This is a genomic window from Streptomyces lasiicapitis (genome assembly GCF_014646335.1).
In the GTDB taxonomy this organism is placed as follows: Bacteria; Actinomycetota; Actinomycetes; order Streptomycetales; family Streptomycetaceae; genus Streptomyces; species Streptomyces lasiicapitis.
Window position 1 is genome coordinate 357,261 of the sequence record NZ_BMNG01000011.1, and the last position, 19,849, is coordinate 377,109.

Genomic DNA, 19,849 nt, shown 5'->3' on the forward strand with positions numbered 1-19,849 from the left:
TGTCAGGCGCCCGGCGCAGTGCTAGGGGTTCAGCCAGGCACCGAACGGCAGGTTTCGTACGAGGGTGAAGACGGCGAGCACGGCGCCCACCGCCCAGAGCTGTGTCCGGCCCAATTCGAGCCGCACCGGCCTGCCGCGCGCGGCCCGCGCCGCCCACCACGCCCACCCCGCCGCGAAGAGCCCGAAGCCGACGACGGCGAGGGCGTTCGCGCCGAGTGCCGCCGACAGGTCGCCGTGGGCGAAGGCGTGGGCGCTGCGCAGACCGCCGCAGCCGGGGCAGTACACGCCGGTGTAGTACAGGAGCGGGCAGGCCGGGTAGTGCCCCGGTTCGTTCGGGTCGATCGTGGCGACGTACGCGAAAGCCGCGGTGACCGCGCCGAGCACGCCGAGCGGCACGGCGAGGCGGCGAAGCCCGCTGTCCGGGCGCGGCGGCGCGACGGTCTCCGGTTCTGGATTCACACAGGCATTCTCTCCCGCCCGGGGCCCGGGCGCCCGGGTGGTACGCCGATGGAGGGTCCAAGTGGTATGCCCCGGCAGGGCGGGAGTCGTCCACGTACGCCGACGGGGCGGCCGGAATGGTTCCCGGCCGCCCCGTCGGCGTACGTATCAGCGTCTGAGTGGCGCGGTCAGCTCTCGGAGCTCGCCACCTGCGGCGCGCGCTGCGGCTTCTGGCCGAGGCCCGCGAGGCGCATGGCGCCGCCCACGACGCCGCCGGCGAGGGTGAGGGCCATGCCGGCCCAGAAGCCGAGCGGGTTGTCCATCACCATGAACGCGCCCGCGACACAGAAGCCGATGAAGGCGATGATGGACCCGGTCCAGGCGGCCGGGGTGTGACCGTGTCCTCCGTGGCTGCTGCCCGCCATGACTTGCTCCTCGTAACTATGCGTGTGGGGTGGTGCCCAGGGTCCGGTCGCGTCGCCGGTCCCGCGCCACCGTGAGTCGGACGCTCGGCTCCATTGTCCCGTACCCGCGGGTGTGCCTTGAGCGGGGGGTCGCAGGGCCGCGCGGGGCGGGGTCAGGCTTCGCGGCGGGGCGGGGTCAGGCCTCGCGGGTGGGGTCCTCGCCGCGGTCGATGGCCTTCCACAGGTCCTCGGGGCGGTCCGGGTCGGGGGCTCGACGCTGGGCACGGGGCCGGGGGGCGCCGTCGCGTTCGTAGCGCCCCGACATCGCGGGCCAGCCGCGGCCGCAGATGAGGGCGAGCAGGCCGGCGGCGAGGATCAGGGCGCCCGCGGCCACGGCGGCGTAGGGCCAGCCGGTGTGGCTGAGGTCGGCGATGCGGGAGGCGGCGTCGCCGGAGGTGTCGGCGGCCTTCTCGTCGAGGGCGCCGCTGTCGTTCGCGCCGAGCAGCGCGGCCACGGCGATGCCGACGCCGCTGAGCGCGAGCAGCAGGGACACGAGCACGCGCCCGGTGCGGCGCACGGCGAAGACGGCGACGAGCGCGGCAAGGCCGACTATGGCGAGGGCCGCGGGCACGCCCGTGACGTCGCTGCCCTTGGCGGTCAGCGGGAAGTCGCCGCCCGCGACGGCGGCGGTGCCGTGCGCCCAGGACTGCCGGGACGCGAGCAGCGCGAGGGCCGCGCCGACGGCGCCGAGCAGCAGGGCGGCGGCGAGGCTGCGCCGGCCGCCGCGCGGGGCGGGGTCGGCGGCCACCTGCGGCGCCCCGTCGGAACGGGACGACACGCCGTCGGTACGGGGTGTTGGCACTGCAGAAGTCACCCGTCCACTATCCCTCACGGCCCGCGGCGGCGTGCAGCCGGTTCGCGGTATGGATGGCGCGCAGCACGGCGGCGGCCTTGTTGCGGCATTCGGTGTCCTCGGCGACGGGGTCGGAGTCGGCGACGACCCCGGCTCCGGCCTGCACATACGCGGTGCCGTCGCGAAGGAGCGCGGTGCGGATGGCGATGGCGGTGTCGGAGTCGCCCGCGAAGTCGAGGTAGCCGACGCAGCCGCCGTACAGGCCGCGACGGGAGGGCTCCAGTTCGTCGATGATCTGCATGGCGCGCGGCTTGGGGGCGCCGGAGAGGGTGCCCGCGGGGAAGCAGGCGGTGAGCACGTCGTAGGCGCTGCGGCCGTCGGCGACGCGGCCGGTGACGGTCGAGACGATGTGCATGACGTGCGAGTACTTCTCGATGGACATGAAGTCCACGACCTCGACGGTGCCGGGCTCGCAGACCCGGCCCAGGTCGTTGCGGCCCAGGTCGACCAGCATCAGGTGCTCGGCGCGCTCCTTGGGGTCGGCGAGGAGTTCGTCGGCGAGCGCCTGGTCCTCCTGCGGGGTCGCGCCCCGCGGCCGGGTCCCGGCGATGGGGTGCACCATGGCGCGCCCGTCCTCGACCTTGACCAGGGCCTCCGGCGAGGACCCGACGACGTCGAAGCCGTCGAAGCGGAACAGGTACATGTACGGCGACGGGTTGGTGGCCCGCAGCACGCGGTAGACGTCCAACGCGCTTGCCCCGCACGGGGTTTCGAAGCGCTGCGACGGCACGACCTGGAAGGCCTCGCCCGCGCGGATGCGTTCCTTGATGTCCTCGACGGCGTCCTGGTACTGCTCGCCGCCCCACAGCGCGGTGTACTCGGGCAGTTCGGAGGGCGGGAGCGCGGCCGGGGGCTGGGCGACGGGCCGGGAGAGGTCGGCCTGCATGGCGTCGAGGCGGGCGAGCGCGTCCGCGTACGCCTCGTCGACGCCGCTGTCGAGGTCGTTGTGGTTGATCGCGTTGGCGATCAGCAGGACCGAGCCGTCCCAGTGGTCGAGGACGGCGAGGTCGCTGGTGAGCAGCATCGTCAGCTCGGGGAGCCTGAGGTCGTCGCACTCCCCCGGGCCGATCTTCTCCAGGCGGCGCACGATGTCGTATCCGAGGTAGCCGACCATGCCGCCGGTGAACGGGGGCAGGCCCTCGGCGCCGGTGAGGTCGCGCGGGGTGTGCAGGGTCTCGACGGTGGCGCGCAGGGCGTGCAGCGGGTCGCCGGTGACGGGCACGCCGACGGGCGGGGTGCCGAGCCAGTGGGCCTCGCCGTCTCGAGTGGTGAGGGTGGCGGCGCTGCGTACGCCGACGAAGGAGTACCGGGACCACGACCGGCCGTTCTCCGCGGACTCCAGGAGGAACGTGCCGGGGCGCTCGGCGGCGAGCTTGCGGTAGAGCCCGACCGGGGTGTCGCCGTCCGCGAGGAGTCTGCGGCTGACGGGGATCACTCGGCGGTCGGTCGCGAGCTTGCGGAAGGTCTCGAGATCCATGGGAGCAGACCCTACTTACCCGGTGCCGGGGCGTCGGCCACGGCGAGCACGTCGGTGTCGAAGCAGGTGCGGGTGCCGGTGTGGCAGGCTGCGCCGACCTGGTCGACCTGGACGAGGACGGTGTCCGCGTCGCAGTCGAGGGCCACGGACTTCACGTACTGGAAGTGGCCTGACGTGTCGCCCTTGACCCAGTACTCCTGCCGGCTGCGCGACCAGTAGGTGCAGCGGCCCGTCGTCAGGGTGCGGTGCAGGGCCTCGTCGTCCATCCAGCCGAGCATCAGCACCTCGCCGGTGTCGTACTGCTGGGCGATGGCGGGGACCAGGCCGTCGGCGCTGCGCCTGAGGCGGGCGGCGATCTCGGGGTCGAGGCTGCTGGGCTTGGGCGATGCGGTCATGGGCCCATTGTGCCGCCCGCGCGGTGCCCGCCCGGCGGACGTCCACTGTCCGGACCGGGCACCCGGTCGTAGGCTGGCTCCATGTCGACCCATGCCAAGCGTGAACGGCTTCTCCTCGCCGATCTGTTGGAAGCCGCAGGACCGGACGCGCCGACCCTCTGCGACGGCTGGAACACCCGTGATCTCGCGGCCCACGTGGTGGTGCGCGAGCGGCGCGCGGACGCCGCGGGCGGGATCCTGATCAAGCAGCTCGCCGGGCGCCTGGAGCGGGTGCAGGCGGAGTTCGCCGCGAAGCCGTACGAGGAGCTGATCCAGCTGATCCGTACGGGACCGCCGCGGTTCTCGCCCTTCAATCTGAAGCAGGTCGACGAGGCGTCGAACGCCGTGGAGTTCTACGTCCACGCCGAGGACGTGCGCCGCGCCCAGCCCGACTGGACGCCGCGCGAGCTCGACCCGGTGTTCGCCGACGCCCTGTGGTCCCGCCTGGAGCGGATGGCCCGCGTCGTCGGCAGGAAGGCGCCGGTCGGCCTGGTCCTGCGCCGTCCGGACGGGCAGACGGCGGTGGCGCACCGCGGCGCCCCGGTCGTCACGGCGACGGGTGAGCCGGCCGAGCTCCTGATGTTCGTCTTCGGCCGCCAGGAGGCGGCGGACGTGGAGCTGGAGGGCGACAAGGACGCGGTGGCGCGGCTGCACGAGGCGAAGCAGCTCGGTCTCTGACGGTCGGACTCTCGACGTCTCTGGCGGTCGGACTCTCGACCGACGTCTCTGACGGTCGGACTCTCAGCGGGCCGGAAGCTGGAACGGCCGCGGCAGGCGCTGTGAACTCCTGCCGCGGCCGTGGTCCGTGCCCGTCCCGCGTCACCGCTGGGGCGGTTCCTCCGGCCGGTCGGCGCCGAGCTGCCCCTTGAGCTTGTCCTGGGCCGTGTCGACCTGGCTGCTGTACTTGCCCTGAGTCTTGTCGTCGACAAAGTCTCCGGCCTTGTCGATGCCCTGTCCGGCCTTGTCCTCGTGACCCTTGAGCATCTGCTTCAGCTTGTCCATCACAGACATCGCCGACCTCCTTGCTGTTCGTCGGTCACTTCCAGCATGGGCTCCGAGTACGCAGCGCGCATCCGCAGGACCCCGCAGTCACCGCGCCGGCTCGGCACCACGCAGCCGGCGCAGCCCCACCAGGGCCCCCGCCCCGGTCACCACGGCCCCCGCCACGAACACGGGACCGACACCCCACGTACCGATGGCGACCCCGGTGAGCGGGTAGCACAGCGGCGGCACCCCGAGCGTGAGCAGGCTCGCCACCGACATCACCCGCCCCATGTACGCGGGCTCGGTGACCGTCTGCACCAGCGCCCCGCCCAGTGCCCCGCCCAGTGCCCCGCCGAGCCCGAGCAGCAGCCCCACCAGCAGTGCCGCGAGCACCGCCCACGCGACCGACGGCACGAACGCCAGGGCCGCGAGCGCCGCCGCCCCGGGCAGCGCCGTCCACGAGAGGACCGCCCCGGCCCGCCGCACCCGCCCGCGCACGGCCACGAAGAGCGCGGCGAGACCGGCCCCGGCGCCGAACCCGGACACGACCCACCCCATGCCGCCCGCGCCCCAGCCCCGCTCGTCGGCGAGCAGCACCATCCCCACGTTGCCGGGCCCGGAGAAGCCCATCTCGGTCACCGCGATCACGACCATGAGGGGTGCGAGCACCTTGTGCCCGCGTACGTACCGCAGCCCGCTCAGCAACTGCCGCCGAGGGGATTCCGTGGTGCCCGCCCGGTCGTCGGCGGGCAGTTCGCGGACCTTCACGGCGAGGAGCAGCGGCAGGGAGAGCGCGAACAGCGCCCCGGCCACGGCGAACCCCGTCGCGGGCCCGCCCAGCGCGACGGCCGCGCCGCCCGCCGGGGCCGCCGTCACCGTCGCCACCCGCTGCGCGAGCCCCCGCATGCCCTGCACCCGCGCCAGTTCCCCCGGCGCGGTGAGCCGCGGCGGCAGCGCGCCCACGGCGGGCAGGAACAGCGCGTCCACCACGCCGAAGAGCAGGGCGGCCACGACCAGCAGCCAGACCGCGGGGGTCGACACCCACAGCGCCGCAGCCAGGGCGAGAATCACCACGCACCGCGCGGCATCGCTGCCGATCACCACCCGCCGGGGCCCGAACCGGTCGGCGACCACTCCCCCGCCGAGCATCAGGACGGCGCGAGGCACGGCGCCGACGGCGAGCACCAGGCCGGTCTGGGTGGCGTCGCCGCTGCGGGTAGCGGCCCAGGACAGTGCCGCGAAGTAGACGCTGTCGCCGATCATCGAGGCGGTGTACGCAGCGAGCCAGCGCAGGACGTTCCCGTCCCGGTGAGCGGGCTTCCCGGCTTTGGCAGGGGCGGTGGCGGTGGTGCGCGGCTCGGTGGCGGTCACGCCCATCAGCCCTTCATGAGGTCCGGAACGGGAAGCTGTAGAGGTGCAGCGCGACGTTCTCGCGCCCTTCGTCGTCGCCCGCCTCGTGCGCGGTGTTGCCGGAGTCGACGTACTTCCTGATGACGGCCCGCAACTCGCCGGAGAGGGCGGAGAGTTCGGGGGCGGTGAGCCGGAGCAGATAGTCGGAGCCGTCCGACGCGGCCTGCCACTCGGGGCTCCAGGCGGGCTGCTCGTCGAGATAGCGCAGGTAGGCATCGGTGCGCTGGTCGACGATGGTGCGGGAGACGGCGGTGTGCGCGGCGAGCTTCTCGGGGGCGTCCTCGAAGTCCCGCCGGTGCAGGCTGAGGCCCTGCTGCGCGGGCTGCCACCAGCGTTCGCGGCCGTCGCCGCGCTGTGCGCCCGGCGCCTCCACGATGAGGCCGTGCTCGGCGAGTTTGCGCAGGTGGTAGCTGACCAGCGAGACGGCGCCGTCGACCTCTTCGGCGAGCTGCGAGGCGGTCGCCCTGCGGCGTACGTACAGGGAGCGGTACAGCTTCAGGCGGAGGGGGTGGCCCAGGGCCTTCAACGTGCCGAGGTCGGTGATGCGGCGGTCCTCGGGCTGGTCGTTCGCGCCCTGCTCGGCCTGATCGGGCTTGTCGTTCATGCCCCTCACGCTAGATAGGAAGGAAAAGTTGCGCAATCATTTTTGCGCAACCTTCCTTTCCCATTTCCCTCGCTGTCCGGACACGACCCGGACGCGACAAGGCCCCGGCCACCCTGAGGTGAACCGGGGCCTGGCGGCGACGCGGAGCTAGCGGACGACGTGCCCCGCCTCCCGCAGCGTCTCCTTGACCTCGCCGATGCGCAGGTCGCCGAAGTGGAACACCGACGCGGCGAGCACCGCGTCCGCGCCCGCCGCGACGGCGGGCGGGAAGTGGTCGAGGCGGCCCGCGCCGCCCGAGGCGATGACGGGCACCGTGACGTGCTTGCGGACGGCCTCGATCATCTCGATGTCGTAGCCGTCCTTCGTGCCGTCGGCGTCCATCGAGTTCAGCAGGATCTCGCCCGCGCCCAACTCGGCGGCGCGGTGCGCCCATTCGACGGCGTCGATCCCGGCGGACTTCCGGCCGCCGTGGGTGGTGACCTCGAAGGTCCCGGCTTCCGTGCGCCGGGCGTCCACCGAGAGCACCAGCACCTGCCGCCCGAACCGCTCGGCGATCTCGCGGATCAGGTCGGGGCGCGCGATGGCCGCCGTGTTCACGCCGACCTTGTCCGCGCCCGCCCGCAGCAGCTTGTCGACGTCCTCGGCCGTGCGGACGCCGCCGCCGACCGTGAGCGGGATGAAGACCTGCTCGGCGGTGCGGCGGACCACGTCGTACGTCGTCTCGCGGTCGCCGGAGGACGCGGTGATGTCCAGGAACGTCAGCTCGTCGGCGCCCTCGGCGTCGTACACCTTGGCCATCTCGACGGGGTCGCCCGCGTCGCGCAGGTTCTGGAAGTTGACGCCCTTGACGACCCGGCCCTTGTCCACGTCCAGGCAGGGGATGACGCGTACGGCGAGGGTCATGCCGGGCCTCCCTCGACCGGAGCGGCCAGGGCATCCGGGTCAGCCGGAACGGCCGACGCGGCCGGGGTCCGGTACGCCTCCACCTCGACCTCGACGACCAGGCTCGGGTCGATGAAGCCGGAGACGATGAGCATCGACGCGGCCGGGCGCACGTCGTCGAACAGCTCCTTGTGGGCGCGGCCCACGTCGTCGACGTCGCGGGCGTGCGTGAGGTACATGCGGGTGCGCACGACGTGCTCGCGGCCCAGGCCCAGCTTCTTCAGCGCGTCGACGGCGACTTGGAAGGCGTTCATCGTCTGCTCGTAGGGCGTGCCCGCGTCTATCGAGCCGTTCACCACGGACGTGCAACCCGCCACCAGGACGAGGCCGTTGGGCAGCTCGACCGCGCGGGAGTAGCCGACGGCCTCCTCCCACGGCCCGCCCGAACTCACCCTGCGGACACCGGAGCTCATGACGACGCCACCGCCGCGAGGGCCTCTTCCAGGGTGAACGCCTTCGCGTACAGCGCCTTGCCGACGATCGCGCCCTCCACGCCCTGCGGCACGAGCTGCGAGATGGCGCGCAGGTCGTCCAGGGAGGAGACGCCGCCGGAGGCGACGACCGGGCGGTCGGTGGCCGCGCACACGTTGCGCAGCAGCTCCAGGTTCGGGCCCTGGAGCGTGCCGTCCTTGGCGATGTCGGTGACCACGTAGCGCGCGCAGCCCTCGGCGTTCAGGCGCTCCAGGGTTTCGTAGAGGTCGCCGCCGTCGCGGGTCCAGCCGCGGCCGCGCAGCGTGGTGCCGCGTACGTCGAGGCCGACCGCGATCTTGTCGCCGTGCTCGGCGATGACCTTGGCGACCCAGTCCGGGGTCTCCAGGGCGGCGGTGCCGAGGTTGACGCGGGTGCAGCCGGTGGCGAGGGCGGCGGCGAGGGTGTCGTCGTCGCGGATGCCTCCGGAGAGCTCCACCTTGATGTCCATGGCGGCGGCGACCTCGGCGATCAGCTCGCGGTTGTCGCCGGTGCCGAACGCCGCGTCCAGGTCCACCAGGTGCAGCCACTCGGCGCCCGACCGCTGCCAGGCCAGGGCGGCCTCCAGCGGGGAGCCGTAGGAGGTCTCCGAGCCGGACTCGCCGTGGACGAGGCGCACGGCCTGGCCGTCGCGGACGTCGACGGCGGGGAGGAGTTCGAGGGTGCTCACAGGGTTCCGATCCAGTTGGTGAGGAGCTGGGCGCCGGCGTCGCCGGACTTCTCGGGGTGGAACTGGGTGGCCCACAGGGCGCCGTTCTCCACGGCCGCGACGAACGGCTCGCCGTGCGTGGTCCAGGCGACCTTGGGGGCGCGCATCACGGGGTTCGCGACTTCCAGGGACCAGTCGTGGACCGCGTACGAATGCACGAAGTAGTAACGCTCGTCCGCGCCGAGGCCCTTGAACAACTCGGAGTCCGCCGGGGCCGCGACCGTGTTCCAGCCCATGTGCGGCACGGTCTCGGCCTTCAGGGGCTCGACCGTGCCGGGCCACTCGTCCAGGCCCTCGGTCTCGACGCCGTGCTCGATGCCGCGCGCGAAGAGGATCTGCATGCCGACGCAGATGCCCATGACCGGGCGCCCGCCGGACAGGCGGCGGCCGACGATCCAGTCGCCGCGCGCCTCGATGAGGCCCTTCATGCAGGCGGCGAAGGCGCCGACGCCGGGCACGAGGAGGCCGTCGGCGTTCATCGCCTTGTCGTAGTCACGCGTGATCTCGACGTCGGCGCCCGCGCGGGCGAGGGCCCGCTCCGCGGAGCGGACGTTCCCGAAGCCGTAGTCGAAGACGACGACTCGCTTGCCGGAGGTCAATTCCACACCTCCAGGCGGACGACGCCCGCGATCAGGCACATGGCGGCGCCGATGGACAGGAGCGTGATGAGGCTCCTGGACTGCTTCTGCTTGACGAAGGAGTAGACGCCGCCGAGCAGGAAGAGCCCGACGAAGAACAGCAGGGTGGAGGTACCGCTCATGGCTTAGAGGGCGCCCTTCGTGGAGGGGAGGATGCCGGCCGCGCGCGGGTCGCGCTCGCTGGCGTACCGCAGGGCCCGGGCGAGGGCCTTGAACTGGCACTCCACGATGTGGTGGGCGTTGCGGCCGTAGGGCACGTGGATGTGCAGGGCGATCTGTGCCTGGGCGACGAAGGACTCGAAGATGTGCCGGGTCATCGTCGTGTCGTACTCGCCGATCATCGGCGCCATGTTCTCCGGCTCGGTGTGCACCAGGTACGGGCGGCCGGAGAGGTCGACGGTGACCTGGGCGAGGGACTCGTCGAGCGGGACCGTGCAGTTGCCGAAGCGGTAGATGCCGACCTTGTCGCCGAGGGCCTGCTTGAAGGCGGCGCCGAGGGCCAGCGCGGTGTCCTCGATGGTGTGGTGCGAGTCGATGTGCAGGTCGCCGTCGGTCTTGACGGTGAGGTCGAACAGGCCGTGCCTGCCCAGCTGGTCGAGCATGTGGTCGTAGAAGCCGACGCCCGTCGACACATCGACCTTGCCGGTGCCGTCGAGGTCGATCTCGACGAGGACCGATGTCTCCTTGGTGGTCCGCTCGACTCTGCCTACGCGGCTCATTCGCTCTGCTCCTTCTTGAGTGCGCGTACCGCATCGAGGAACGCGTCGTTTTCGGCGGGGGTTCCCGCGGTCACCCGCAGCCACCCGGGCACGCCGTTGTCCCGGACCAGGACGCCCCGGTCGAGGATCTTCTGCCAGACCGCGTGGGCGGCCCCTTCGCCTTCGAAGCGCCCGAACTGCACGAAGTTGGCGTCCGACTCGGTGACTTCGTAGCCGATCGCGCGCAGTTCGCGGACGAGGCGGTCGCGCTCGGCCTTGAGCCGGCTCACATAGCCGAGGAGCGTGTCCGTGTGCTCCAGGGCGGCGAGCGCGGTGGCCTGGGTGACGGCCGACAGGTGGTACGGCAGACGGACGAGCTGCACGGCGTCGACGACCGCCGGGTGGGCGGCGAGATAGCCGAGCCGCAGCCCGGCCGCGCCGAAGGCCTTGGACATGGTGCGGGAGACGACGAGGTGGGGGCGGCCCTCAAGCAGGGGCAGCAGGGACTCGCCGTGGCTGAACTCCACGTACGCCTCGTCGACGACCACGACGGACGGCTTGGCGGCCTGCGCGGCGTCGTACAGGGCGAGGACCGTCTCGGCGCTCACCGCGTTGCCCGTGGGGTTGTTGGGCGTGGTGATGAACACGACGTCCGGCCGGTTCTCGGCGATGGCCCTGGCGGCCTCTTCGGGGTCGATGGTGAAGTCGTCGCGGCGCGGCCCGGAGATCCAGCCGGTGCCGGTGCCGCGCGCGATGAGGCCGTGCATCGAGTACGAGGGCTCGAAGCCGATGGCCGTGCGGCCGGGCCCGCCGAAGGTCTGCAGGAGCTGCTGGATGACTTCGTTCGAGCCGTTCGCCGCCCAGACGTGGGCGAGCGTGACCTCGTGGCCGCCGGTCCGCGTCAGGTACTCGGCGAGCCGGGTGCGCAGCTCGACCGCGTCCCGGTCGGGGTAGCGGTTGAGGTGCCGGGCGGCCTCGCGGACGCGCTCGGCGATGCGCTCGACCAGGGCGTCGGGCAGCGGGTAGGGGTTCTCGTTGGTGTTCAGGCGGACGGGGACGTCCAACTGGGGCGCTCCGTACGGGGACTTGCCGCGCAGCTCGTCCCGGACGGGGAGATCGTCGATCGTCAGGTCGCTCACTGGCCCGGCACCTTCCACCCGCTGTGCCAGTTTTGTTCGCCTTCGGCAAAACGTGCCTTGACGGCGGCGCCGTGCGCGGGCAGATCCTCGGCCTCGGCGAGCGTCACCACGTGGTGCGCGACGTCGGCCAGGGCCTCGCGGGTGTAGTCCACGATGTGGATGCCGCGCAGGAAGGACTGCACGGACAGGCCGGACGAGTGGCACGCGCAACCGCCCGTGGGAAGCACGTGGTTGGAGCCCGCGCAGTAGTCGCCGAGGGAGACCGGCGCCCAGGGGCCGACGAAGATCGCGCCCGCGTTCTTGACGCGGTCGGCGACCGCGGCGGCGTCGCGGGTCTGGATCTCCAGGTGCTCGGCGCCGTACGCATCCACCACCCGCAGGCCCTCTTCCAGGCCGTCGACCAGGACGATCGCGGACTGCCTGCCCGCGAGGGCCGGGGCGATCCGGTCCTCGACGTGCTTGGTGGCGGCGACCTGCGGCACCAGCTCCTTGGCGACGGCGTCCGCGAGCTCGGTGGAGTCCGTTACGAGGACGGCGGCGGCCAGCGGGTCGTGCTCGGCCTGGCTGATCAGGTCGGAGGCGACGTGCACCGGGTCGGCGGTGTCGTCCGCGAGGACCGCGATCTCGGTCGGGCCGGCCTCGGTGTCGATGCCGATACGTCCCGTGAAGTACCGCTTGGCGGCGGCGACCCAGATGTTGCCGGGGCCCGTGACCATGTTGGCCGGGGCGCACGACTCGGTGCCGTACGCGAACATCGCCACCGCCTGGGCGCCGCCGACCGCGTACACCTCGTCGATGCCGAGGAGCGCGCAGGCCGCGAGGATCGTCGGGTGCGGCAGGCCTTCAAAGTCGGCCTGGGGCGGCGAGGCGAGCGTCATGGAGGCGACGCCGGCCTCCTGCGCGGGCACGGCGTTCATGATCACGGAGGACGGGTAGACGGAGCGGCCGCCCGGTGCGTACAGACCGACGCGCTCGACCGGCACCCACTTCTCGGTGACCGAGCCGCCGGGCACGACCTGGGTGGTGTGCGGGGCGCGGCGCTGGGCGCGGTGGACGGCGCGGGCGCGGCGGATGGACTCCTCCAGGGCCGCGCGGACGTCCGGGTCGAGCCCCTGGAGGGCCTCGGCGAGGGCCGCGGCGGGCACCCGGACCTGCTCCAGCCGCACGCCGTCGAACTTCTTCGCGTACTCGATCAGCGCCGCGTCGCCGCGATGATGCACGTCTTCGCAGATGGGCCGCACCTTGTCCAGGGCGGCCGCGACGTCGAAGTCGGCACGGGGCAGCAGGGCGCGCAGGGCGGGGCCCTCAGGGAGGGCGTCGCCGCGCAGATCGATTCGGGAGATCACATGGCCAATTCTCGCAGACGGCCATCGGCGCCCGGTCGCCCGTATCAATGGCTGATACAAGCCGTATGGAGGTTTGAGGCCCGGCCCGCGAATTAACGGAAGACCACGTTCACCACTAGCGTTCAGGCGGTCACACAGCGGGCATGAACAGTTGTACGAGACATCTGCGCACCGCGGACGCTTCACGGGAGGACATCAGCAGTGACGGGAGGACATCAGCAGTGGTCGACGACACCGGCATCGGGGACCCGCCGGACGGGCTGACCGCCGCGGAGATCGGCATGTGGCAGGCGTTCCGCAACGGCAGTGTGTACGACCTGAGGTCGGGGGACGCGGCGGTGGACGACCCGCACGGCGGCCACCCGTGGGGCCCGGAGCGCAGTGTCCGCGCCCGCATCGTGTGCTGGCTGCTCCTCGGCGGGCCGCCCGCGCTCGCCGGGCGGGTGTCGTCGCTGAAGCTGGCCGGGGTGCAGATCACCGATGTGCTCGACCTGGCGGGCGGCGTGGTGGTGCCGTACACGGAGCTGAAGGGCTGTCGCTTCGAGAAGGAGGTCCTGCTCCCCGAGGCGCGCTTCACCACACTGCGCATGGTCGACTGCTCCATCCCGCGCCTGGAGGGCGCCCGCCTGCACACCGAGGGCGACCTGCACCTTCCCCGCTGCCGCGTCCACAACGGCATGCGGCTCACGGACGCCCACATCGGCACGGACCTGCTGCTCAACCAGGCCGTGGTCTACCGCGACCGGCGCGGCCGCTCGATCATGGCCGACGGCATGACGGTCGGCCAGGACCTGCAGGCCGAGATGCTGGAGTCGCACGGCGAGCTGAGCCTGCGCGGCGCGAAGATCGGCGTCAGCCTGAGCCTGCGCGGCAGCCGCCTGGCCAATCCGTACGGCCGCCGCGCCCTGAACGCGCCCCAGCTCACCGTCGAGCGCACGCTGTACCTGACCCCGGCGGGCGTCGGCAATCCCCCGCAGACCAGCGGCACGACGCCCGCGCGCGGGACGCGGGTGCAGCGCTTCGAGTGCGAGGGCGGCATCCGCCTGGACGACGGGCGCTTCGGCGACGCGGTGGATTTCGGCCAGGCCCGCTTCACGCTCCAGAACGACCAGGAGGTGTCGCTGCGCCGCGTCCAGACGCCCGAGCTGCGCTTCCTCTCCGAGGCCCCCGGGCGCGGCAAGATCGTGCTGTCCGGCGCCCGGGTGGTCAACCTGATGGACAAGGCGGCGAGCTGGCCCGGCCCCGGCTGCCTCCAGATGGGCGGCTTCTCGTACGAGAACCTCATCCCGCAGGGCAGCTTCCCGCTCTCCCGCCGCCTCCAGTGGGTGGCGGCGGCCACCGCCGAGTACAACCCCGAGCCGTACGAGAAGCTCGCCACCGTCCTGCGCAACGGCGGCGAGGACGCCGACGCCCGCGAGGTGCTGCTCGCCAAGCAGCGCCGCCGCCGCGAGACGCTGCCCCCGGCGGCCAAGATGTGGGGCTACGCCCAGGACTGGACGGTCGCCTACGGCTACCGGCCCGGGCGGGCCGCGCTGTGGATGGCGGTCCTGTGGGCGGCCAGCGCCGTCGCCTTCTCGCGCGCGGACCACCCCCCGCTGAAACCGGGCGAGCACCCCAACTGGAACCCCTCCCTCTTCGCCCTCGACCTCCTGCTGCCCGTCATCAACCTGGGCCAGGACAGCTACTGGCAGCTCCGCGGCGGCTGGCAGTGGCTGGCGGCGGTCCTGATCCTGCTCGGCTGGATTCTGGCGACGACGGTGGCGGCCGGGGCGACGAGACTGCTGCGCAGGAGCTGAACCACCCCGCCCCGCCGGAAAGCGGCCGAACCGTTACCCGGCGCCGCACAACCATCGCTCCGGCCCGCCCGTCAACACACAACGACCGCACCAGACCGTTCAAGGCGCAAGAGGGGGACCGCACATGCCGATCCTGCGCGCCCTCGTACGGACCGCCCGCATGGTCCGGCACACCCCGCGGCTCGCAGCCGGCCTCACCCCCGACGACGAGGTCCTCCTCGACGTCCCGGACGACCGCCTCGGCCCGGCCCTGGTCGCCGCGGGCCGCGGTGAGTACGGCCCGGCCGCGAAGCTCCTCGCCACCACCCGCGAGGCCGCCGAGTGGGAGAACCGCGACCGCTACACCACCCGCCTCGCCGCGTTCGCCCGCTCCCGCTCCGAGTGGTTCGACGACTGGCTGTCGGCGGCCCCGCACGATCCGGACGCGCTGCTGCTCAAGGCCGAGCTGGCGGTCGTACGCGGCTGGGAGTCCCCCGCGCGCGCGGAGCTGCTTCGCGAGGTGAGCCCGCTGCTCACGGCGGCCGCCGACGCCGACCCGCGCGACCCGGTGCCGTGGCGCATCGCGCTCGACCACGCCCGCGGCACACACGCCTCGTACACCGAGTTCGAGGAGCTGTGGGCGCAGGCGGTGCGCCGCTCCTCGTACCACTACGGCTGCCATGCCTCGGCGCTGATGTACCTGTCGGCGGACTGGTACGGCTCGCACGCCGAGTGCTTCCATTTCGCGGAGCGGGCGGCGGCGGACGCGCTGCCCGGGTCGCTGATACAGGCACTGCCGGTGCGCGCCGCGTTCGCCTACCTGACCAGCGCCGCCGGGAACCTGCCGCGCGAACGCCTGGACAAGGCGGCCGACCTGGCGATCGCCCTGTCCGGCGAGTACGCCGCCGCCGACCCCTGGCCGGCCGAGGTCCGCAACCTCCTCATGTACGTCCTGATCCGCCTGGAGCGCTGGCACGACGCCCTCGACCAGCTCCGCGTGATCGGTCCGTACGCGACGTCGTTCCCCTGGGACCGGCTCTCCGACGACCCGCTCGGGCAGTTCCTGGAGCTGAGAGACGGGGTGCGGATAGAGGTCGCGGCGCAGACACCGCTGCGCGGCCCGCGCGCGCGGGCGGACGGTCCGGCCTCCGGCGGCCGTTAGGCTTTCGGATCGTGACGACCGTCCGGCTTCCGCTCTTCCCGCTCAACTCGGTGCTGTTCCCGGGGCTCGTGCTGCCCCTGAACGTCTTCGAGGAGCGCTATCGCGCCATGATGCGCGAACTCCTGAAGGTTCCCGACGAGGAGCAGCGGCAGTTCGCCGTCGTGGCGATCCGTGACGGCCGCGAGGTCGCGCCGAGCGAGCACGGGCTCCCCGACCAGACCGCCAAGGCCGAGCAGGGGCCCGCCGCGGGCTTCGGCGACGACCCGCTGAAGGCCTTCCACGCGGTGGGCTGCGTCGCGGACGCGGCGACCATCCGGGAGCGCGAGGACGGCGGCTTCGAGGTCCTGGCCACGGGCACGACCCGGGTGCGGCTGCTCTCGGTGGACGCCTCCGGGCCCTTCCTGACCGCCGAGCTGGAAACGCTGGAGGAGAAGCCCGGCGACGAGGCGGGCGCCCTCGCCGAGGGCGTGCTGCGCGCCTTCCGCTCGTACCAGAAGCGGCTCGCGGGCGCGCGGGAGCGCTCCCTGTCGACCAGCGCGGAGCTGCCCGACGAGCCGTCGGTGGTGTCGTACCTGGTCGCCGCGGCGGCCGTGCTCGACACCCCCACCAAGCAGGACCTCCTCGAAGCCCCCGACACCGCGTCCCGGCTGCGCGAGGAGCTGAAATTGCTGCGCACCGAGACCGCGATCATCCGTAACCTGCCGTCGTTGCCCGCGACGGAGCTGACGCGCGGCACGACCAGCCTCAACTGACGTACGAAGCGGGCCTCACGGAGCGGGGAGCGGGCAGCAGCGTGGCGAAGAAGCAGAAGAAGTCCCAGACGGCGGGCGGCACCCCCGCGACGGTGGCCCTGACCGCGGCCGGCACGCCCTTCACGGTCCACTCCTACGACCACGACCCCGCCCACCCCTCCTACGGCCAGGAGGCCGCGGAGGCGATGGGCGTCTCGCCCGACCGCGTCTTCAAGACCCTGGTCGCCGACGTCGACGGCGCACTGACCGTGGCCGTGGTCCCCGTTGCGGGCACCCTGAACCTGAAGGCCCTGGCCACGGCGGTGGGCGGCAAGCGCGCGACGATGGCGGACCCGGCGGCGGCCGAGCGCACCACGGGCTACGTACGCGGCGGAATCTCGCCGCTGGGCCAGCGCAAGAAGCTCCGCACGGTCCTGGACGACTCGGCCTCCGCCCACGCCACGATCTGCGTCTCGGCGGGCCGCCGCGGCCTGGAGGTCGAACTGGCCCCCGCCGACCTCGCCACGCTCACCGCCGCGGTACTCGCCCCGATCGGACGTGAATGACCCCTCGACGGGCCCCCGGTCCTCGACTAGGACCACACCCATGTCGAAGAAAACACGCAAGCGGAAGTGGCGGGTAAGAAAAGGCAAGGCCAACCACGGAAGGCGCCCGGCGTAGGCATCTCAGCCCGTCCGGCGAACCCCACCCGGAGGTCCAGGGGGCGCGAGCCCCCTGGTTTCGGGAACCTCTACTTCTCCGGCGCCCCGTACGGATCCCGGTACGCGTCCTCGTACGAAGCGAACGGCGCGGGATCCCGGGGCCCGAACAGCCCCGTCAGCACCAGGTGAACGACCATCGCGGCAACGGGCCACGCGAGCAGCACACCCTTGGCCTTCAACTCCATGGGCGCGTCGAAGACGATCCCCGCCCCCACGGACTTGGCGTGCGCCGCCACATCCGTCTCGGGCCCGACCCAGACCCCCACCTTCCAGGCGAGCACAGCCCCGAGCAACGACCCCGCGGCAAGCCCGACGACCAGCGGAATCCCGCCCCGCCGCCGCACGAGGAACACCACGAGCGCACTGACGAACCCGAACGCGAGCCCCAGCAGAGTGAACGTTCCATCGACCCCGATGGCCTGCTCGCCCTCGGTGTCCTTGAGGTAGACGTCCGTCCGGTCGGCGATCAGCGGCACCCGAGGCGCCAGCCACAGCCACAGCAGCCCAAGCAGCACCCCGCCGACGGCCACCGCGACCATGATCACCGCGGCGGCCCGCACTTCGTTCCTCATACCGGGCCCACCCTCCTGCTGCGCCGGCTCGGGCACGGGCCCCGAGGACTGCGCGGGTTCCTGCCAGGGGTTCTGCCCCGGCTGGTCGTGCGGCGGTTGGGAGGGAGTAAACGGTGCGGTCACGCACACATGGTGCCAGCTCAACCTGAGATGCGCCCCACCGGACGGCGGATCGGCGTCAGCGGACGGCGGCCCGCCGGTAGGCCCAGGTGGCGACGGCAAGCGAGACGACGCCGACGCCCGCGCAGACCGCGAGGTCGAGCAGGACGACGCCCCAGTCGGGGTCGGGCGCGAAGGTCCGGGCGAGCGCCTCCACGCCGTACGTGGAGGGCAGCAAGTCACGCGCGTACTGCAGGAACTCGGGCATCCGGTCGGCCGGGAGCACGCCGAGGAGGAGCGCGGCGGACATGCCCATCTGACCGAGCAGGGTGGCGAGTTCGGGCCGCGGCGCGAGCAGGCCGAGAGCGGCGCCGAGCCCGGCGAGCGCGGCACCGGAGAGCGGGATCACCGCGGCGAGCACCCACAGGTGCGTCAGCGGTAGCCCGAAGAGCCCGCAGCCGACGACGGCCGTGACGATGGTGCCGGGCACCGTGAAGGAGGCGTACGCGGCCGCGGCGCCGAGGACGACGGCGGCGGGCGGCACGGGCAGGGTGGCGTAGTGGTCGAGGCCGCCGTCACCGCGGAGCTGGCCGAAGTACTGGGCGAGCAGGTTGAGCGCGACGAAGGCGACCACGAGCACCGAGGACCCGGCCACGACGGCATGCGCCTCCCCGCCCCCGTCCACCACGCCCCGCATCAGGATCATGATCCCGACGGACTGGAAGGTGGCGACGAAGAGCAGCGGAATCCGCGCGACACGGGCGCGCGAGAGCTGCGCCCGGTAGACGGCGCCCAGGGCTGGCAGGAGCCGCGCCCGCGCCCCGAGCGGCGCCGCGACGTCCGGCACCGGTACGACGCCCTCCTCGGCGCGCACGACGGCTTCCAGGGGAACGGCACTCAACGGACGACCTTCCTGCCGACTGGCCTGACAACACCACGCCTCACGGGCGCCCCTCAACCCGGCCCGCACCCACACGGCCCACACGCACGCAGCTCACGTCCACACGGCCGACGCACGCGCGGCCCACATCCACACGGCCCACATCCACACGGCTCACGCCTTCACCAGCCCGTCGCCGCCCCGCCCGCCGAGGGCGAGATACACGTCCTCCAGGCTGGGCGTGGCCAGTGTGAAGTCGTCGAGCGCGGCGAAGGCGCCCCCGCCGGTGACCGCGGCGACGGCCGCCCGTGCCTCCTCGGGCGCGAGCCGCAGCGTCCACTTGCGCCCGGACTCGACCGCGGAGGAGCGCAGCGCGGCGACCTCCGGCACGTCGACGGGCGCCCGCTCGCGCCAGACGAGCTCCACCCGGACCTCCCCCGCGACCTGCTCCTTGAGCCCGGAGGGGGTGTCGCAGGCGATGACCCGGCCGTGGTCGAGCACGGCGACGCGGTCGAGGACGGTCTCGGCCTCGATGACGTTGTGGGTGACCAGGAGCACCGTCGTACCGCGCTCGGCCCTGCGCCGGTCGACCGCGCCCCACACGGCGCGCCGCGCCACCGGGTCCATGCCGGTCGTCGGCTCGTCGAGCACGAGCAGGCGCCGCTCCCCCACCAGGGCGGTGGCGAAGCAGGCGAGCCGGCGCTGACCGCCGGAGAGCTTCTTCAGGGGGCGCGAGGCCAGGGCGGTGAGCCCCAGCTCGTCCATGACGTCGTCGCGCTCGGCCCGCGCGCGGGCGGTTTCGAGGCCGCGCAGGCGCGCGGTCGTCTCGACGGCGAGGGAGACGGTCAGCTCGTCGAGGGCGGTGGACTCCTGCCCCAGATAGGCGAGGAGCCGGGCGGCCCGCTCCGGGTGGCGCACGATGTCGTGCCCGAGGACGTGGACACTGCCGCTGTCGGGCCGCATCAGCCCGGTGAGCTGGCGTACGAGGGTGGACTTGCCCGCGCCGTTGGGTCCGAGGAGGCCGAAGATCTCGCCGCGGCCGACCTCGATGCCGAGGCCGTCGCTGGCCCGGACCTCGGGTGTCGCGGGCCTGCCGCGCCTGCCGCGGGCGGCCGGATAGACCTTGACCAGGTCACGCACGACGCAGACGGCATCGCTGCCGTGCCCCTGCCGGAGCCCCTGTCGGACTGCCTGTGCCGCGCGCGTACTCACGAAGGACGAGGGTACGGGGTCCGATGTCCGGTATGGCGCGCGGGGCGGCTCTCACGCCCCCTCGTCGCACCGAAATCCCGCCGAAGCCGCAC

25 protein-coding genes are annotated in these 19,849 nt (G+C 72.9%); 6 read left to right on the top strand and 19 right to left on the bottom strand.

Annotated features, from left to right (window positions below; translation table 11 throughout):
* Window positions 1-21: 21 nt before the first annotated feature.
* The 5 genes from IEY91_RS25165 to hisI all read right to left on the bottom strand — a co-directional run bounded on the left by IEY91_RS25165 (window position 22) and on the right by hisI (window position 3,627).
* Window positions 22-459: a DUF2752 domain-containing protein gene (locus tag IEY91_RS25165; protein WP_189175788.1), complete on the bottom strand. Its 438-nt coding sequence runs from the start codon at window positions 457-459 to the stop codon at window positions 22-24.
* A gap of 167 nt (window positions 460-626) precedes the next feature.
* Window positions 627-863, bottom strand: a complete 237-nt coding sequence (locus IEY91_RS25170) for an HGxxPAAW family protein (RefSeq protein WP_164325851.1) — start codon at window positions 861-863, stop codon at window positions 627-629.
* A 175-nt stretch (window positions 864-1,038) separates the two neighbouring features.
* Window positions 1,039-1,716: a TIGR02234 family membrane protein gene (locus tag IEY91_RS25175; protein WP_164325850.1), complete on the bottom strand. Its 678-nt coding sequence runs from the start codon at window positions 1,714-1,716 to the stop codon at window positions 1,039-1,041.
* Window positions 1,717-1,723: 7 nt separating this feature from the next.
* Complete coding sequence (locus IEY91_RS25180; protein ID WP_189175789.1) at window positions 1,724-3,232, bottom strand: anthranilate synthase component I; 1,509 nt, start codon at window positions 3,230-3,232, stop codon at window positions 1,724-1,726.
* Between the two features lie 11 nt (window positions 3,233-3,243).
* Window positions 3,244-3,627, bottom strand: coding sequence for a phosphoribosyl-AMP cyclohydrolase (gene hisI / locus IEY91_RS25185; RefSeq protein ID WP_189175790.1), 384 nt, complete (start codon window positions 3,625-3,627; stop codon window positions 3,244-3,246).
* Window positions 3,628-3,708: 81 nt separating this feature from the next.
* Between hisI and IEY91_RS25190 the strand changes: the two genes are divergently transcribed.
* Window positions 3,709-4,344, top strand: a complete 636-nt coding sequence (locus IEY91_RS25190; protein ID WP_189175791.1) for a TIGR03085 family metal-binding protein — start codon at window positions 3,709-3,711, stop codon at window positions 4,342-4,344.
* Between the two features lie 141 nt (window positions 4,345-4,485).
* On the opposite strand, the gene IEY91_RS25195 is transcribed toward IEY91_RS25190, so the two are convergent.
* From IEY91_RS25195 to hisD, 11 genes are all read right to left on the bottom strand, one after another.
* A complete protein-coding gene (locus IEY91_RS25195) occupies window positions 4,486-4,677 on the bottom strand; it encodes an antitoxin (RefSeq protein WP_164325846.1) in 192 nt (63 codons plus the stop codon).
* 78 nt (window positions 4,678-4,755) lie between these two features.
* Window positions 4,756-6,021, bottom strand: coding sequence for an MFS transporter (locus IEY91_RS25200; protein WP_229697215.1), 1,266 nt, complete (start codon window positions 6,019-6,021; stop codon window positions 4,756-4,758).
* 13 nt (window positions 6,022-6,034) lie between these two features.
* Complete coding sequence (locus tag IEY91_RS25205) at window positions 6,035-6,664, bottom strand: ArsR/SmtB family transcription factor (RefSeq protein ID WP_189175793.1); 630 nt, start codon at window positions 6,662-6,664, stop codon at window positions 6,035-6,037.
* 147 nt (window positions 6,665-6,811) lie between these two features.
* Window positions 6,812-7,567, bottom strand: coding sequence for an imidazole glycerol phosphate synthase subunit HisF (hisF, locus tag IEY91_RS25210; protein ID WP_164325843.1), 756 nt, complete (start codon window positions 7,565-7,567; stop codon window positions 6,812-6,814).
* On the bottom strand, window positions 7,564-8,019 hold the full coding sequence (locus IEY91_RS25215; RefSeq protein WP_189175794.1) for a RidA family protein: 456 nt from the start codon (window positions 8,017-8,019) through the stop codon (window positions 7,564-7,566). The genes hisF and IEY91_RS25215 overlap by 4 nt, the downstream gene beginning before the upstream one ends.
* Window positions 8,016-8,744 carry a bifunctional 1-(5-phosphoribosyl)-5-((5-phosphoribosylamino)methylideneamino)imidazole-4-carboxamide isomerase/phosphoribosylanthranilate isomerase PriA gene (priA, locus tag IEY91_RS25220; protein WP_164325841.1) on the bottom strand — a complete coding sequence of 243 codons (729 nt, stop codon included), beginning with the start codon at window positions 8,742-8,744 and terminating at the stop codon, window positions 8,016-8,018. Before priA ends, IEY91_RS25215 begins: the two co-directional genes overlap by 4 nt.
* The gene (hisH, locus tag IEY91_RS25225) at window positions 8,741-9,388 is read right to left on the bottom strand and encodes an imidazole glycerol phosphate synthase subunit HisH (RefSeq protein ID WP_164325840.1); all 648 of its coding nucleotides are present in this window, start codon (window positions 9,386-9,388) and stop codon (window positions 8,741-8,743) included. The genes priA and hisH overlap by 4 nt, the downstream gene beginning before the upstream one ends.
* The gene (locus IEY91_RS25230) at window positions 9,379-9,543 is read right to left on the bottom strand and encodes a CG2302 family histidine operon protein (protein WP_016641795.1); all 165 of its coding nucleotides are present in this window, start codon (window positions 9,541-9,543) and stop codon (window positions 9,379-9,381) included. Before IEY91_RS25230 ends, hisH begins: the two co-directional genes overlap by 10 nt.
* 3 nt (window positions 9,544-9,546) lie before the next feature.
* Window positions 9,547-10,140: an imidazoleglycerol-phosphate dehydratase HisB gene (gene hisB, locus IEY91_RS25235; protein WP_016641794.1), complete on the bottom strand. Its 594-nt coding sequence runs from the start codon at window positions 10,138-10,140 to the stop codon at window positions 9,547-9,549.
* Window positions 10,137-11,258 carry a histidinol-phosphate transaminase gene (locus IEY91_RS25240; RefSeq protein WP_189175795.1) on the bottom strand — a complete coding sequence of 374 codons (1,122 nt, stop codon included), beginning with the start codon at window positions 11,256-11,258 and terminating at the stop codon, window positions 10,137-10,139. The genes hisB and IEY91_RS25240 overlap by 4 nt, the downstream gene beginning before the upstream one ends.
* Window positions 11,255-12,604, bottom strand: a complete 1,350-nt coding sequence (hisD, locus tag IEY91_RS25245) for a histidinol dehydrogenase (RefSeq protein WP_189175796.1) — start codon at window positions 12,602-12,604, stop codon at window positions 11,255-11,257. Before hisD ends, IEY91_RS25240 begins: the two co-directional genes overlap by 4 nt.
* A gap of 281 nt (window positions 12,605-12,885) precedes the next feature.
* Here hisD and IEY91_RS25250 point away from each other — a divergent pair, with 281 nt between their 5' ends.
* From IEY91_RS25250 to IEY91_RS42825, 5 genes are all read left to right on the top strand, one after another.
* Window positions 12,886-14,400, top strand: a complete 1,515-nt coding sequence (locus tag IEY91_RS25250) for an oxidoreductase (RefSeq protein WP_373288014.1) — start codon at window positions 12,886-12,888, stop codon at window positions 14,398-14,400.
* Window positions 14,401-14,524: 124 nt separating this feature from the next.
* Entirely contained in the window at window positions 14,525-15,541 is a 1,017-nt protein-coding gene (locus IEY91_RS25255; protein ID WP_189175797.1) for a hypothetical protein, read from the top strand.
* Window positions 15,542-15,552: 11 nt separating this feature from the next.
* Entirely contained in the window at window positions 15,553-16,293 is a 741-nt protein-coding gene (locus IEY91_RS25260; RefSeq protein WP_164325835.1) for an LON peptidase substrate-binding domain-containing protein, read from the top strand.
* A gap of 41 nt (window positions 16,294-16,334) precedes the next feature.
* Complete coding sequence (gene ybaK / locus IEY91_RS25265; protein ID WP_164325834.1) at window positions 16,335-16,838, top strand: Cys-tRNA(Pro) deacylase; 504 nt, start codon at window positions 16,335-16,337, stop codon at window positions 16,836-16,838.
* Window positions 16,839-16,878: 40 nt separating this feature from the next.
* Window positions 16,879-16,953, top strand: a complete 75-nt coding sequence (locus IEY91_RS42825; protein WP_467690357.1) for a hypothetical protein — start codon at window positions 16,879-16,881, stop codon at window positions 16,951-16,953.
* A gap of 70 nt (window positions 16,954-17,023) precedes the next feature.
* On the opposite strand, the gene IEY91_RS25270 is transcribed toward IEY91_RS42825, so the two are convergent.
* From IEY91_RS25270 to IEY91_RS25280, 3 genes are all read right to left on the bottom strand, one after another.
* Window positions 17,024-17,689: a DUF2567 domain-containing protein gene (locus IEY91_RS25270; RefSeq protein WP_189175798.1), complete on the bottom strand. Its 666-nt coding sequence runs from the start codon at window positions 17,687-17,689 to the stop codon at window positions 17,024-17,026.
* Window positions 17,690-17,744: 55 nt separating this feature from the next.
* Window positions 17,745-18,566 carry an ABC transporter permease gene (locus IEY91_RS25275; protein WP_164325832.1) on the bottom strand — a complete coding sequence of 274 codons (822 nt, stop codon included), beginning with the start codon at window positions 18,564-18,566 and terminating at the stop codon, window positions 17,745-17,747.
* A 153-nt stretch (window positions 18,567-18,719) separates the two neighbouring features.
* Entirely contained in the window at window positions 18,720-19,757 is a 1,038-nt protein-coding gene (locus IEY91_RS25280; RefSeq protein WP_189175799.1) for an ABC transporter ATP-binding protein, read from the bottom strand.
* Between the last annotated feature and the right edge of the window lie 92 nt (window positions 19,758-19,849).